Here is a 13,939-nt window from a genome sequence, read left to right on the forward strand (position 1 = left end):
AGCCCCACCATGCGGCGCACGATGGGGCTGCCTTGAAGCGGGTGGCGCTGAACCGACGGGTCAGACGGCGCGGAACTCTCCGGCCTTGACGCCCGCCACGAAGGAAGCGAACGCGGCGGTGGGGAGGTTCAGGACCGGGCCGGCCAGGTTCTTGGAGTCACGGAGAGGGACGATGCCGAGCGAGTCGACGAGGTTGGCGGCAATCTCGACGCATGCGCCGCCGTTCTCACTGTACGAGGACTTGAACCAGCGGGGGGATTCGGTCGTCACGGGGTGCCCTTTCGTAACTGCTCGATCACGGCCACGGATGCCGCCTGCGAGAGCGCTTCGGCCTGCAACTGATGGTAGGCGGTCAACAGGGGCACTACGGAAGTGCTTTCCCGTTCGAGCTGGCCACGTTGCGCGGACTCCGCGTAAGAGATGAGAGCGCGGTTCTCCATGGTCAGGACGTACAGCGGCAAACTGAGCGGGCGACGGTCGCCCATGTCGAACGGAGCGACCTGGAGCACAGTGTTCGGCAGTCCGGCAAACTCGACCAGCCGCGCTAGCTGCCCGTCCATGGTGGCGGAGCTGCCGACGGGCCTTTTGAGGCAACTTTCGTCCAGCACGACGAACACCAGGGGCGGCGGTGTTCGCTTGAGCGCTGCTTGGCGCTCTGCGACGAGCCTGATTCGCTCGTCACCCTGTTCGGGAGTGATCGCGCCCCGTTCAACGGAGCGGGTTGTCAACGCCGTTGCGTACTCGGGGGTCTGGACTATGCCAGGCATGACACCGACCTCATACAGCCGAATCTCGGCCGCGCGTGCCTCATGCCTGACGTACTCCGGAAAGCCCTCCAGTAACGCCGTATACCGAAGGGCGAGGCTCTGACGTTCGAGCCGGTCTCCAGTACCGAACACCCTGTCAGCGCTTTTTGCGAACTGACGAGTTGGGGAGCGTCTCCCAGTTTCGACGGCTGAAATGTGCGTCCCGGAGCATCCCATGCGCTCCGCCAGCTCGTCCTGTGTCCAGCCGCGTTCATCTCGCAGCGCACGTAACCGCTGCCCGAACCGTGCACTGGGCGATTGTTCGGGGTCGAGTTCTTTGCGATTCACCATCCAGGCTTCCAACTCTCTATTCATTCATCGCAAGTTGAGGATATGCCGACTCTAGGTCACGCTGGGCCGCCCTGGTAGTGGAATGACTACGGAGAGGAGTCGCCAGTGTCTGCGAAGAACGCTCTTCCGAACGGGCAGGAACCCCCGCATGCCCCGGCCCCCGGCACGCTACTGGCAGATGTCCGTCGCAACCGCGTGGGTGAGTTCCGTGGGGTCGCCGGCCCCTACTGGTCGTTGCGTCCGGTCGGTGGGGGTGCCGAGTGGGAAGCCGAACCCGAGTGGGTTCGCTCGCTCACCCAGGCCGAGCGGCTGAGCGTCGAGAACGCGTTGCGGAACCTCAGAAGCAGTCGGGGTGGACTGTGAGCGCGAATCCCCCACTCCCGCAAGGGCAGTTGCTTGCCGAGGTGTACGCGGGCGACGAACGGGCGACCGTCTGTCTCGGCGGAACACTCGTTGCCACCCCCCGGCTTGCCCTCCGGTGGCTGCGGGGACAGGCCGAACGGCTCGCGAACGGGTCGGACCCGGACCCCGACGCCGCCCCCTGGATTCCCCCCTCCGTGCTACGCGCCGTGCCCCTGTCCGTGGCCGGCGCCCCCGACGTGCTCGACGCACCGACCGAGCTACGTGCCTGGGCCGCTGACGACCGGCGTCAGGACGAAGCGCTGCAACGGCTGGTCGCAGGAGCCGAGTTCGAGTTCATCGCCCGTGACGAGACGTGCTGGTACGGGCTGACCGCCCGCCCCTTGCTCATACCGGAGTTCATGCCGGGCGCGGGCGCGGGCGCGCTGATCCACGCGTAGCCCGCCTTCCCGGACTCCCGTCCTGCTGCCGGATCGATCCGGTCCCTGGGGCCACTCCGAACGGCCCCGGCCCACGTACGAGCAACTGCGGAATCAGTCCCCGATGGGGTGGGGCTCCGCGCTGACCCGACACACCACAGAAGAGAACCCAAGTGCTGCAATGCTCCGCCTACACCGGCGTTCCCGAGATGGACGCGCTCATTGCGCTCACCACCATGCCGGGCGGTCCCGAGAACCCGCCGGAAGCCCTCGACCCGGACGACTTCGTCCTGTGCGAACTCGGCGAGCACGACGACGGGACCGAGCACGCCGGGCAACTCTGGTCGGCCGAGGCGCCTGCCGAGCAGGACCTCTGGCTGTTCTGGACCGACGCCGGTACGGAGAACCGTGCGTACCGCTTCGCCGAACTGTCCGCCTGCCCCGCCGTGATCAACAACCGGTCCGTCCACGACGCGCACGCCTGCATGCTCTTCGTCCAGCACCCCGGCGCGCACTCCTGGGAGGTGACCGACCCGCTCGGGGACCTGCTGAACGCACAGGTCCGGGACGACGTGCGACGGGAGCGGTACGGGGACGACCCGCCGGGCGGGCGCTAGGGCACGTATCGAGTCGTGATCAATCTGCGGGATTCGCCCTCGCGGCGGCGCCTGGACCGGTAGATGTTCTTGCATGACGCGAGTGCAACTGGCGGACACGGATTGGGAGTTCATCGAGCCGTACCTGCCCATCGGCGAGTACGGCCCGTACCCCGAGCGGCTTCGGCAGCAGTTCGAGGGCGTGATCTGGCGGTTCAAGACGGGCGGGCAGTGGCGGGAGATGCCGCAGGAGTTCGGTGCCTGGTCGACCGTCCACAACCGCTTCCGGCAATGGCGTGACGCCGGCGTCTTCGAGGCCCTGCTGGAGGGCCTGATCGCGGAAGCCGCGAAGCGGGGCGAAGTAGACCTGTCCCTGGTCAGCATCGACTCCACCACCGCGCGGGCTCACCACGACGCCGCCGGGATGCATCTGGAACAGGACGTCGTCGCCGCGCTGGAGAAGGCCGCCGCCGAGGAGGAGAAGGCCAGATCAAAGGGGGCATCCTCGAAGAACAAACCGGGCCGGACACAGAAACCGATCCCGAGCGGGAAGAGCGACGACGCATCCGGCGTCGCCGAAAACTCCGACTGAAGGCCGCCCTCCTCGGACGCTCCAGAGGTGGGCAGACCAGCAAGGTTCACCTTGCCGCCGACCGCAAGTGCCGCCCGTTGGCGTTCGTCCTGACCGCGGGACAGGCCGCCGACAGCCCGCAGTTCATCCCCGTGCTGGGGAAGATACGGGTCCGCGGGCCCGTCGGCCGCCCCTGCACCCGGCCGGACGCGGTCGCCGGGGACAAGGCCTACTCGTCCCGCGGTATCCGGGCCCACCTGCGGAAACGCCACATCAAGGCAGTCATCCCGGAGAAGAAGGACCAGGCCGCCAATCGGACGAAGAAGGGCAGCAGGGGCGGCCGGCCCGTCAGTCACGACGCGGACCTCTACAAAGAGCGGAACACCGTCGAACGCCTGATCAACAAGCTCAAGGCCTGGCGAGGCATCGCCACCCGCTACGACAAGACACCGGACAGCTACCTCGCCGGCCTCCACCTGCGCGCCTCGATGATCTGGATCAAAGACCTCACCCGGACCACCCATTGATCACGACTCGATACGCGCCCTAGAGCGGTCGCGCCTCTTCCGCCGTCACTGTTGACCCTGCGCGAACGCGTGCAAAACCTGTGCCAGTACCTCGGCGCTGTACACGACCTGCGGGCCGGGGCGGTTGAAATACGCGGGTCCGTCCGTACGGTGGGCAGTCCCTCCCGACCGGGCCGTGAGGTGAGCGCATCCCCTTCCGCCTTTCCGCGAGTGGCGCTGTCGAAGGCTGATCCATCGACGCTGACCTTCCAGGTGCTCGACCCGCTGTCGGCCTTGCCGTTGAGGGCGCTGATCGTGCCGGTGCCCGAGGACGGAGTCACGCTGCTCACGCAGCCGGACGGAGTGGCCGCGGTCGTGGCCGCGTCCAGGACGGTCCCGAGGGCGGACGTGGCGCTTGTGGGTGTGAAGGCGACGGAGCAGACCTTCAGGTTTCCCGCACCGTCGTCCACGGTCAGGGCCAACGTGGTGGCAGTACCGGCCGAAAATGTCCCCTGCGCCACCCCCTGGGCGGCACCACTGGTCGTCGGTACCGGCGGGGCGGCTGTGAAGCCGCCGCCGGCTACGGCACGCAACCCGTCGATCGACGCGTACGCCGAGGGAGAGGTGTCGCTGGGCAGGTACTTGAATCCGCCGCCGGGGTTGAACTGCTGGGCGATGAGGAAGTCCACCGGGGTCGTGCCCTCCGAGGTGAGGAAGTCGCCGGTCTGCGCGTTGATGCCGCAGGCGTTGAGTCCGGAGACGGCCCACCCGTTGGAGTCGGTGTTGACGCCGAACAGGGCGTTGAAGGCGCCGCCGGCGGGCACCGGCTTGCTCTTGAGGAACGCCGTGGCCCGGGCGATGTCCGGGTCGGTGTTCGGGACGCCGGAGACGCACGGTGCGGCCATCGCGGCGCCGTTCATGTCGATGTCACCGGCGGTGCCGAGCTGCCCCGGATCGCCCTCGGCCTTGCTGTAGTTCCAACCGCCGTCGTTGTGCTGGTTGGCGCGGATGCGTGTGATGAGCGAGTCGCGCAGGGCCTGAGGCGTCCGCTCCCAAGCAGGCCGCTCAAGAAGGCGCCTGCTCCATCTCAGTCGGATATCCCCTGACCTGTGGCATGCCGGGCCCGAAGGCCGGAGGCCCCGTTGCGGAGCCACGAAAAAGGTGGCGGGGGACGGAGCCCGGGCTACCCGTCGTTGGATCTCGCCCCCTATGCTCCTGATCATGACAAACGGATTCAGCGACCAGTTCGTGCTTGAGGCGGAACGGCACTCAGTCTGGGGCGCTGCTCAGCTTGAGGCGCTCGTGGAGTTCCTGCCCGACGCGCCGTGGAGCGCGGACCTGTCGACGTGCTCATACCAGCAGGGTGAGGTGCAGCTACGGGTCGGTGTCCTTGGGACGTACGACATGGAGGGGGGGTCCTGGCTGTGGGGCTGGGCAAATCCGGGGTTCGGCGGGAGTGAGGTCATGGCGTTGTCCGCTGCCGTGGCAGGGTACGGGCAGGCGCACGGGATTCCTGAGTTCACCACTGACGAACTCGATCTGTCCGGGTTCGACGATCCTCGGCGGGCCGCCGAGATGCTGGCCTTCGCGGGGATGGGGGTAGTCAGCACTCCCGGGTACATCGGGCAGCCCGCCGGGCCCAGCACCCGGGTCTACTTCCTGCCCGACGACCCGAAGGTGCCGAGCGCCGAGCTCGATCCGGTCGCCCTGCCGCGCGTCCTCATGGCCGGGGTCTCACTCATCGGGCGTTCGCCGCAGCAGGCCGTCATGGGGTACTTCGAGCACCACGGGGTGCCGCAGCGCGTGGAAGGCGACCGGCTGATCGCCGACCTGCCGACCGGGAACGCCGCCGTTGTCTCCTTCGACCGGATGGGGCGGATCGGCGACATCCGGATCACGGTCAGCGGCTGACCCGGAGGCAGTGCCGTCGAACGTTTCCTCGGGACGTCGGCAGTACCGTGGCGGCGACCGTCAGGCAAATGGCGTGCTCCCTCGCAAGGCACTCGCCGGCCGAGCGCATCACGCCCCACAACCGGCGCCGAGATCGGGACGAGCGGTTGAGGCAGTCGGTGCGCTCGTCGTGCCCGTGACGGATGGCTCATGGCCTGCGATTATCGGCGAATGAGCAGGGACGGGAACGAGCGGCACTTCGCCGGATGCTGGGTGGGATCACCGCGTCGCTCGGTGACCGGAACACACACAAGACGCTGACCGAGACCTTCACTGTTCTCAGCATGCCGCCGATCGATGACGGGTCACGGCGCGAGCGGGTCGAGCGCAGTTTCACCCAGGTGCCGGACAGTGATTTTCTTCAGGTCGCCGACCGCTGCCCAAGACCGTGTCCTATGCGGTGAGTCGGACGAGTCGCTTGTAGCAGCACAGTGCGACAGAGGATCCTTCGTGGTGATCGGCGGTGTGCCGGTCGAGCCTGGCCAGCAGATCGTCCAGGTCAGAGGTGGTGAACCTCCACTGGAACGGCCGCCGACGCACGGTCGACGCCGACATGAACAGGGCGATGCCCTGCCGGGCGGCCTCGCGGGCCAGTTCCGGGCACGACCAGCGTGAGAGCGGTACTTCACTCTCGGCGGGCGGCGGGCGGCGGGCGGCGGGCGCCAGGCGCCAGGCGGCAGGCAGGCCGGCGCCTTGACCTCGGCGGCCTGCGGTGGTGTGAACGAGGCGGGACGGCCGCAGAGTTGACGGGCCTTCAGTCCGAGCGGGCCCGCCCGGGCGAACCGGCCACGCCAGCGGCGCACGTACCCCGCAGCCTGCCCCGCCCGTCACCGCCCCAGCCCCCGAAATGACCGGTACAAGAGGCCATTTGGGCAGGGAAAACGCAACTTCGACATGGCCAGCAGAGGCAGCTACCTTCACCTGGTCCTCGGCGATCGCCCACGGTCGCACGGGAGTTACTCCAGGCTGAGCCACCCGCGGGTCCGCACCAGGCACCCCCGACCAGGGAGAGACGCATGCCCCATCTTGCTCTGTACACATTCGGCGTCCTGAAGTCACCTCTCGCCGATCCCGCACCTCTCACGCGCGCATTCCAGGACAGCGGCGAGGCCGTCTACCGGAAGATCAGCCGGCACCCCGGGTACCTCGCTCGTGCTGAAGCGGCGGACGGCGGCCGGGGCACGTTCTTCGACTTGGACTGGGGTGCATGGGGCGAGTTTGCCGTACCGACCTGGTACGGCAAGGGCCATACGGTGGAAACCATCGCCCTGGCCACGACCCTCTCCCTCTGGACCGACCTCCGCCCCGCCTTCGACGCCATCTACACCGGTCTGCACCGCGAGGCACTCAACAGGCGTTACGACTGGTTCGAGAGGACAGCACACCCGAATTACGTCTTCTGGTGGGTCTCCGACGGCGTGATACCCACCTGGCAGGACGGGGTTTCCAGGCTGGAACACCTCCACGACCACGGCTCCGCGCCGCACGCCTTCACCTTCCACCACTCGTTCGCCCCGGACGGAACTCCGGCCAGGATCAAAGGCATCGGGCCGAAGAGCGACCAGGTTCGCTGACAGGGAAGCGTGAACGACTGGGTTCGCTGTCAGAACGCCGCGATGGAACGACGGCGAACAGATGCGTCCGCGCTACGGCGGAGCCGCCAGTACCTGGGGCTTCGCCCGCCGCCTCGCGAGCACCGATGAGTACAGTCCTGCGCGGCGGCGGGCGGCGGGCGGCCTCAGGCGGCGGGCGGCTTCAGGCCCTGGAGGCCGAAGCCCGGTCCTGCGCAGGGACGTCCGTCGGCGCCTCCAGCCGCTCCGCGGTCCGACGCGCTGTCTCGCGCGCCCAGGGCCCGCTGGTCAGCGCCCCCACCAGCAGGACACAGAGCCCGCACCCGGCGAGGATCCACCAGGCCGGTGTGGTCGCGTCCACGAACCCGGCCGCGTACGGGGCGCTGCGCGGTGCCCCGGTACCGGCGACGCCCGCCGCCAGCACCGCACCGATCACGGCGACGCCGAGCGTTCCGCCGATCTGCCGACTGGTCGAGGCGACCGCCGCCGCCACACCCGCCTGCGCGCGCGGCATCCCGGAGACCGCCGTGTTGGTGATCGGCGCGTTCACCATGCCGAAGCCGATGCCGAACAGCACGAAGCCGGTGAACAGCAGGACGTTGTCCGTCTCCGCGTCGTACGCGGCGAACAGCACCCCGCATGCCGTCATGGCCACGCCCGCCACCAGCAGCGGCAGCCGCGGCCCCCGGCTGCCGACGAGCCGCCCCGACAGCGGTGCGCAGACGAAGGTCAGGGCCGCCATCGGCAGCATGTACAGCCCGGCGTGCAGCGCGCTCAGACCGCGCACGTTCTGCAGGTACAACGTGTTGAGGAAGAGGAAACCGCTCAGCGCGGCGAACGCGCAGACCGCGATGGCGGTGGCGCCGCTGAACGGGGCGCTGCGGAAGAACCGCAGATCGATGAGGGGTTCGGCGCGCCGCGGCTCGTACAGCAACAGCCCGATGAGCGAGCACGCGGCGAGCACGGCGAACACCAGGATCCGCGGCGAGGTCCAGCCCGACGAGGGCGCCTCGATGATCGCGTACGTCAGCGAACCGAGCAGCCCGATCACCAGCAGCTGGCCCACGGGGTCGGGGCGGCGTGGTCTCGGGGCGCGGGACTCGGGGACGTACCGCCAGGTGAGCAGCAGCGCGGCGAGACCGACCGGCAGATTGATCCAGAAGATCGACCGCCAGCCGACCGAGTCCACCAACAGCCCGCCGACCAGGGGGCCCGCCGCCATGGAGATGCCGACGACACCACCCCACACCCCGATGGCGCGGGCCCGCTCACGCGGATCGGTGAAGGTGTTCGTGATGATCGACATCGCGACGGGGTTGAGCATCGAGCCGCCCACCGCCTGCACCATCCGGAACGCCACCAGCGACTCCAGGTTCGGCGCCAGGGAGCAGAGCAGCGAGCCGAGGGTGAAGAGGACGAGTCCGGTCTGGAAGATCTTCCGGCGCCCGATCCGGTCGGCGGTGGAGCCGGCGAGCATCAGCAGTGAGGCGAGGACGAGGGTGTACGCGTCGATGGTCCACTGCATGCCCGCGACGGTGGCGTGCAGTTCCTTCTGCATGGAGGGCAGCGCGACATTGAGGACGGTGTTGTCGAGGCTGACGATCAGCAGGCTCATGCAGCAGATCGCCAGGACAAGGTGCCGTCGGTGGGGGCTCAGCTCGGGCATACATGGATAGTACGGCTAACTAATGAACTCCGCCTTCGAGCCGCACCGAGCCGTACGCGACAATGGAGCAATGACCACGCTCGCCCCCTCGCTCCCGCTGCTCCGGATCGGCCCCCACACGGTGGAGCCGCCGGTGGTGCTCGCCCCCATGGCCGGCATCACCAATGCCCCGTTCCGCACCCTGTGCCGGGAGTTCTCCGGCGGTAAGGGGCTGTTCGTCAGTGAGATGATCACGACGCGGGCGCTGGTCGAGCGCAATGAGAAGACGATGCAGCTCATCCACTTCGACGCGAGCGAGACCCCGCGCTCGATCCAGTTGTACGGAGTGGACCCGGTCACGGTCGGCAAGGCCGTCCGCATGATCGTCGACGAGAACCTCGCCGACCACATCGACCTGAACTTCGGCTGCCCGGTCCCCAAGGTGACCCGCAAGGGCGGCGGTTCCGCGCTCCCGTACAAGCGCCCGCTGCTGCGCGCGATCCTCAACCAGGCGGTCTCCCAGGCGGGCGATCTGCCGGTCACCATCAAGATGCGCAAGGGCATCGACGACGACCACACCACCTACCTCGACGCGGGCCGCATCGCGGTCGAGGAGGGCGTCACGGCTGTCGCCCTGCACGGCAGGACGGCCGCCCAGCACTACGGCGGCACCGCCGACTGGGACGCCATCGCCCGCCTCAAGGAGCACGTCCCGGAGATCCCGGTCCTCGGCAACGGCGACATCTGGTCCGCGGACGACGCCCGCCGGATGATGCGCGAGACCGGCTGCGACGGCGTGGTCGTCGGCCGCGGCTGCCTCGGCCGCCCCTGGCTCTTCGGTGACCTGGTCAGCGCGTTCGAGGGTACGGAGACGAGGCGGGCGCCCGGCCTGCGCGAGGTCGCCGACGTCATGCTGCGGCACGCGACGCTGCTGGGGGAGTGGATCGGTGACGAGACCCGTGGCGTGATCGACTTCCGCAAGCACGTCGCCTGGTACCTCAAGGGCTTCTCGGTGGGATCCGAGATGCGCAAGAGGCTGGCGATCACGTCGTCGCTGGACGAGCTGGGCAGCCAGTTGCAGGAGCTGGACCTGGACCAGCCGTGGCCGGACGGGGCGGACGGGCCGCGCGGACGCACCTCGGGCAACAACCGGGTGGTGCTGCCGGACGGCTGGCTGAAGGACCCGTACGACTGCGCGGGCGTGAGCGCGGACGCGGAGCTGGACACCTCGGGCGGCTGAGAACGCCCCGCGCCCGCTCCCAGGGGCCGACGCGACCCGCCACGGCTTTCGTGACCGACCAGCGGCGTCGGCCGCCATGGCAGGCCGACCAGCAGCGTCGGCTGCCGCGGCTCTCCGAGGGCTCGGCCCTTCGTGAGGCATGAGTGAGGCATGAGTAGGCAAGTAGGCATGAGTGAGGCACGCGGCACCACAGGCACCGCGTGCCTCATTCTTTGCCTCGCTCATCTGAGCAGCGGATCGCGACACATTTGGCTGAATTCGGCCAGCGAGGAGTTCTGATGTGCCCGCACCGGGCGCCGTGCCCCGCCTTTTCTCACGCTTGGCTAGGGGGCGACGACCTGTCGGTGACCAGGAAGCGCCTCTCGGCCGTCCGGATGGTGACATCTGAGCGGCGACCGTAGAGTGATTCTCGCCACCTTGAGAGTTTGCGTGCTCAGATGAGCGCAAAATTAGGGGCTGCACTTCTCAAAGGGTGGCACTGGGTGCCAAGGTCCTTCGTTTTGATCGATCGACGCTTCCGCTGCGTTGCGTGGTCGACCGGGGGCGACTTGGTGGCGCAGCGCGTTTATTCGTTCAAGAAGTGAACGCACCCCTCGATCGAGGGGCAGGCCGTCTCACTTTCGATCTGCTGGCGGACGGGTGGTTGAAGCCTCATGACGCGCAAGTGGACGTACCCGGGCACCTTCGATCTGGGTATGTTCCTCGCCGTCAGGGCAGCCACCGCGTCTTCGAGGAGTCGAGGCCCGTGTCGGAAATCAAAGATCCCCACGTATCCAGCCCGGAATCCCGGGACACGCAGGGCCAGAAGTTCGTCTACGACTTCACCGAGGGCAACAAGGATCTGAAGGATCTGCTCGGCGGGAAGGGTGCCAATCTCGCCGAGATGACCAATCTCGGGCTTCCCGTCCCTCCGGGCTTCACCATCACCACCGAGGCGTGCAAGGTCTACCTCGGCAGTGGCGAGGAGCCGGCGGAGCTGCGCGACGAGGTCAGTGCACACCTCGAAGCCCTTGAGGCGCGGATGGGCAAGAAGCTCGGCCAGGCGGACGACCCGCTGCTCGTCTCGGTCCGCTCCGGTGCGAAGTTCTCGATGCCCGGCATGATGGACACGGTCCTCAACATCGGCCTCTCCGACGAGTCCGTGGTCGGTCTCGCCACCCAGGCCGGCGACGACCGGTTCGCGTGGGACTCCTACCGCCGACTCATCCAGATGTTCGGCAAGACCGTCCTCGGCGTCGACGGCGATCTTTTCGAGGAGGCGCTGGAAGCGGCGAAGCAGGCCAAGGGCGTCACGGTCGACGTGGACCTGGACGCGGCCGATCTGAAGAAGCTGGTCGAGCAGTTCAAGGGGATCGTCTCGCGGGATGCCGGGCGTGACTTCCCACAGGACCCGCGCGAGCAGATGGACCTGGCCATAAAGGCCGTCTTCGATTCGTGGAACACCGACCGGGCCAAGCTCTACCGCCGCCAGGAGCGCATCCCCGGCGATCTCGGGACGGCCGTCAACGTCTGCTCGATGGTCTTCGGCAATCTCGGCCCCGACTCCGGTACGGGCGTCGCGTTCACCCGCGACCCGGCCAGCGGCCACCAGGGCGTGTACGGCGACTACCTGCAGAACGCGCAGGGCGAGGACGTCGTCGCCGGCATCCGCAACACGGTGCCGCTCGCCGAGCTGGAGTCGATCGACAAGACGTCGTACGACCAGCTGATGGAGATCATGGGAACCCTCGAAACGCACTACAAGGACCTGTGCGACATCGAGTTCACCATCGAGCGCGGCCAGTTGTGGATGCTCCAGACCCGGGTCGGCAAGCGCACCGCGGGTGCCGCGTTCCGGATCGCGACACAGCTCGTCGACCAGGGTCTGATCGACGAGGCCGAGGCGCTCCAGCGGGTCAACGGGGCACAGCTCGCGCAGCTGATGTTCCCGCGCTTCGACGACACGGGAGTCGCCGACGGGAAGCGGCCGGAGCTGCTCGGTCGCGGCATCGCCGCGTCGCCGGGTGCCGCGGTCGGCAAGGCCGTCTTCGACTCGTACACCGCGGTGAAGTGGTCCCGGTCCGGCGAGAAGGTCATCCTCATCCGCCGCGAGACCAACCCCGACGACCTCAACGGCATGATCGCGGCCGAGGGCATCCTGACCTCGCGCGGCGGCAAGACCTCGCACGCCGCCGTCGTCGCACGCGGCATGGGCAAGACCTGTGTCTGCGGCGCCGAGGACCTCGAAGTCGACACCAAGCGCCGCCGGATGACGGTGGGCGGCCGGGTCATCGAGGAGGGCGACGTCGTCTCCATCGACGGCTCCACCGGCAAGGTGTACCTCGGTGAGGTCCCCGTCGTGCCGTCCCCGGTCGTCGAGTACTTCGAGGGCCGGATGCACGCGGGCGCCGACGACGCCGACGAGCTGGTCGCCGCCGTGCACCGGATCATGGCGTACGCGGACCGGGTGCGCCGGCTGCGGGTGCGGGCCAACGCAGACAACGCCGAGGACGCGCTGCGCGCCCGCCGCTTCGGCGCCCAGGGCATCGGCCTGTGCCGTACCGAGCACATGTTCCTCGGTGAGCGCCGCGAGATGGTCGAGAAGCTGATCCTCGCGGACACCGACGCCGAGCGCGAGACCGCGCTGGAGGAGCTGCTTCCGCTCCAGCGGACCGACTTCGTCGAGCTGTTCGAGGCGATGGACGGACTGCCCGTCACCGTACGGCTGCTCGACCCTCCGCTGCATGAGTTCCTGCCCGACATCACCGAGCTCTCGGTGCGGGTCGCACTCGCCGAGTCCCGCAAGGACGCCAACGAGAACGACCTGCGTCTGCTCCAGGCCGTGCACAAGCTGCACGAGCAGAACCCGATGCTGGGTCTGCGCGGGGTCCGTCTCGGTCTCGTCATCCCCGGCCTGTTCGCCATGCAGGTACGGGCGATCGCCGAGGCCGCGGCGGCGCGCAAGAACGCCAAGGGCGACCCGCGTGCCGAGATCATGATCCCGCTCGTCGGCACGGTCCAGGAGCTGGAGATCGTCCGCGACGAGGCCGACCAGGTCATCGCCGAGGTCGAGGCCGCCACCGGTACCCACCTGAAGCTCAGCATCGGCACGATGATCGAGCTGCCGCGCGCCGCGCTGACCGCGGGCCAGATCGCCGAGGCCGCACAGTTCTTCTCCTTCGGCACGAACGACCTGACCCAGACGGTGTGGGGCTTCTCCCGGGACGACGTGGAGGCCTCGTTCTTCACCGCGTACCTGGAGAAGGGCATCTTCGGGGTGTCGCCGTTCGAGACGATCGACCAGGACGGGGTCGGCTCGCTGGTGCGCAGCGCCGTCGCGGCGGGCCGTGCCACACGTCCGGACCTGAAACTCGGTGTCTGCGGCGAGCACGGCGGCGACCCGGAGTCGGTGCACTTCTTCCACGACGTGGGCCTGGACTACGTGTCCTGCTCGCCGTTCCGCATCCCCGTCGCCCGCCTGGAAGCGGGCCGCGCGGCGGCGGAATCGAGGGGCAGCGACAGCCGCTGACCCGGTACCACCCCTGACTCCGGAGCCTTTGTCGGTTCACCCGTACCCTCACCGGCCCGACGGCAGCTCCGGAATCCCCAGAGGCGGCGGCACCCTGTGCGGGGGTGTCGCCGCCTTGTTCTGTTCTGGTGGGAAGAGATGTTCGGAGTGGTGCCTTTTCTTCGTTCACTACGCAAAGTTTCTTCAACGCGACGCGCAAAGAAATGGGCCGTGAACGGACCGGGGTGCGGTCCTTGGATCCCCATCCACGGACCGCACCCGGCTTACCCCCGTCGGATGCGGAGCAGTACCCGACGCCGACCGCCGCCGAACGAGCAAAACCCCCCACGGCCTTCACTCGCTCTTCCGGTGGCTCCGGACCCGCACCCGACGCCGTACAGCTTTTCGGGAGACGGCATGCGAGGGCGAGACGTTTCACCTCTGGCCGAAACCCCGTGGTGACGGGCTGTTACGGATCACCTACCCTCGGGCGGGGG

General features: G+C 68.4%; 11 protein-coding genes and 2 pseudogenes. 8 read left to right on the forward strand and 5 right to left on the reverse strand.

Annotated features, from left to right (window positions below; genetic code table 11):
• Positions 1-60: 60 nt before the first annotated feature.
• Together ACFVUT_RS11685 and ACFVUT_RS11690 are read right to left on the reverse strand one after the other, a co-directional pair.
• The gene (locus ACFVUT_RS11685) at positions 61-270 is read right to left on the reverse strand and encodes a DUF397 domain-containing protein (RefSeq protein WP_389645635.1); all 210 of its coding nucleotides are present in this window, start codon (positions 268-270) and stop codon (positions 61-63) included.
• Positions 267-1,097, reverse strand: a complete 831-nt coding sequence (locus tag ACFVUT_RS11690) for a Scr1 family TA system antitoxin-like transcriptional regulator (protein ID WP_389645793.1) — start codon at positions 1,095-1,097, stop codon at positions 267-269. The genes ACFVUT_RS11685 and ACFVUT_RS11690 overlap by 4 nt, the downstream gene beginning before the upstream one ends.
• Before the next feature lie 105 nt (positions 1,098-1,202).
• Between ACFVUT_RS11690 and ACFVUT_RS11695 the strand changes: the two genes are divergently transcribed.
• The 4 genes and pseudogenes from ACFVUT_RS11695 to ACFVUT_RS11710 all read left to right on the forward strand — a co-directional run bounded on the left by ACFVUT_RS11695 (position 1,203) and on the right by ACFVUT_RS11710 (position 3,570).
• Positions 1,203-1,460 carry a hypothetical protein gene (locus tag ACFVUT_RS11695; protein ID WP_389645638.1) on the forward strand — a complete coding sequence of 86 codons (258 nt, stop codon included), beginning with the start codon at positions 1,203-1,205 and terminating at the stop codon, positions 1,458-1,460.
• Positions 1,457-1,897 (forward strand): hypothetical protein, encoded by a 441-nt coding sequence (locus ACFVUT_RS11700; protein WP_389645640.1) that lies wholly within the window; start codon positions 1,457-1,459, stop codon positions 1,895-1,897. Before ACFVUT_RS11695 ends, ACFVUT_RS11700 begins: the two co-directional genes overlap by 4 nt.
• A 152-nt stretch (positions 1,898-2,049) precedes the next feature.
• On the forward strand, positions 2,050-2,493 hold the full coding sequence (locus ACFVUT_RS11705) for a hypothetical protein (protein WP_389645643.1): 444 nt from the start codon (positions 2,050-2,052) through the stop codon (positions 2,491-2,493).
• 73 nt (positions 2,494-2,566) lie between these two features.
• Positions 2,567-3,570, forward strand: a pseudogene (locus tag ACFVUT_RS11710) (IS5 family transposase).
• 167 nt (positions 3,571-3,737) lie between these two features.
• Here ACFVUT_RS11710 and ACFVUT_RS11715 read toward each other — a convergent pair.
• Positions 3,738-4,601, reverse strand: a pseudogene (locus tag ACFVUT_RS11715) (hypothetical protein); the annotation flags it as partial.
• Positions 4,602-4,770: 169 nt separating this feature from the next.
• On the opposite strand from ACFVUT_RS11715, the gene ACFVUT_RS11720 reads away from it, so the two are divergent.
• Complete coding sequence (locus tag ACFVUT_RS11720) at positions 4,771-5,460, forward strand: DUF6882 domain-containing protein (RefSeq protein ID WP_389645645.1); 690 nt, start codon at positions 4,771-4,773, stop codon at positions 5,458-5,460.
• Between the two features lie 432 nt (positions 5,461-5,892).
• On the opposite strand, the gene ACFVUT_RS11725 is transcribed toward ACFVUT_RS11720, so the two are convergent.
• On the reverse strand, positions 5,893-6,054 hold the full coding sequence (locus ACFVUT_RS11725) for a hypothetical protein (protein ID WP_389645647.1): 162 nt from the start codon (positions 6,052-6,054) through the stop codon (positions 5,893-5,895).
• Between the two features lie 461 nt (positions 6,055-6,515).
• Here ACFVUT_RS11725 and ACFVUT_RS11730 point away from each other — a divergent pair, with 461 nt between their 5' ends.
• The gene (locus ACFVUT_RS11730; protein ID WP_389645650.1) at positions 6,516-7,073 is read left to right on the forward strand and encodes a DUF3291 domain-containing protein; all 558 of its coding nucleotides are present in this window, start codon (positions 6,516-6,518) and stop codon (positions 7,071-7,073) included.
• Between the two features lie 181 nt (positions 7,074-7,254).
• Here ACFVUT_RS11730 and ACFVUT_RS11735 read toward each other — a convergent pair whose 3' ends face one another.
• Positions 7,255-8,736, reverse strand: coding sequence for an MFS transporter (locus ACFVUT_RS11735; protein WP_389645652.1), 1,482 nt, complete (start codon positions 8,734-8,736; stop codon positions 7,255-7,257).
• Positions 8,737-8,806: 70 nt separating this feature from the next.
• Here ACFVUT_RS11735 and dusB point away from each other — a divergent pair, with 70 nt between their 5' ends.
• Positions 8,807-9,955 (forward strand): tRNA dihydrouridine synthase DusB, encoded by a 1,149-nt coding sequence (gene dusB, locus ACFVUT_RS11740; RefSeq protein ID WP_389645655.1) that lies wholly within the window; start codon positions 8,807-8,809, stop codon positions 9,953-9,955.
• A 745-nt stretch (positions 9,956-10,700) separates the two neighbouring features.
• A complete protein-coding gene (gene ppdK, locus ACFVUT_RS11745; RefSeq protein ID WP_389645658.1) occupies positions 10,701-13,463 on the forward strand; it encodes a pyruvate, phosphate dikinase in 2,763 nt (920 codons plus the stop codon).
• Positions 13,464-13,939 lie beyond the last annotated feature (476 nt).

Source organism: Streptomyces sp. NPDC058051 (assembly GCF_042885475.1).
Taxonomy (GTDB): Bacteria; Actinomycetota; Actinomycetes; order Streptomycetales; family Streptomycetaceae; genus Streptomyces.

Coding starts and splice junctions, on each gene's coding strand:
- ACFVUT_RS11725 (WP_389645647.1), bottom strand. CDS start 6,054: ATGTCGGCGTCGACCGTGCGTCGGCGGCCGTTCCAGTGGAGGTTCACC.
- ACFVUT_RS11720 (WP_389645645.1), top strand. CDS start 4,771: ATGACAAACGGATTCAGCGACCAGTTCGTGCTTGAGGCGGAACGGCAC.
- ACFVUT_RS11730 (WP_389645650.1), top strand. CDS start 6,516: ATGCCCCATCTTGCTCTGTACACATTCGGCGTCCTGAAGTCACCTCTC.
- dusB (WP_389645655.1), top strand. CDS start 8,807: ATGACCACGCTCGCCCCCTCGCTCCCGCTGCTCCGGATCGGCCCCCAC.
- ACFVUT_RS11735 (WP_389645652.1), bottom strand. CDS start 8,736: ATGCCCGAGCTGAGCCCCCACCGACGGCACCTTGTCCTGGCGATCTGC.
- ACFVUT_RS11690 (WP_389645793.1), bottom strand. CDS start 1,097: ATGGTGAATCGCAAAGAACTCGACCCCGAACAATCGCCCAGTGCACGG.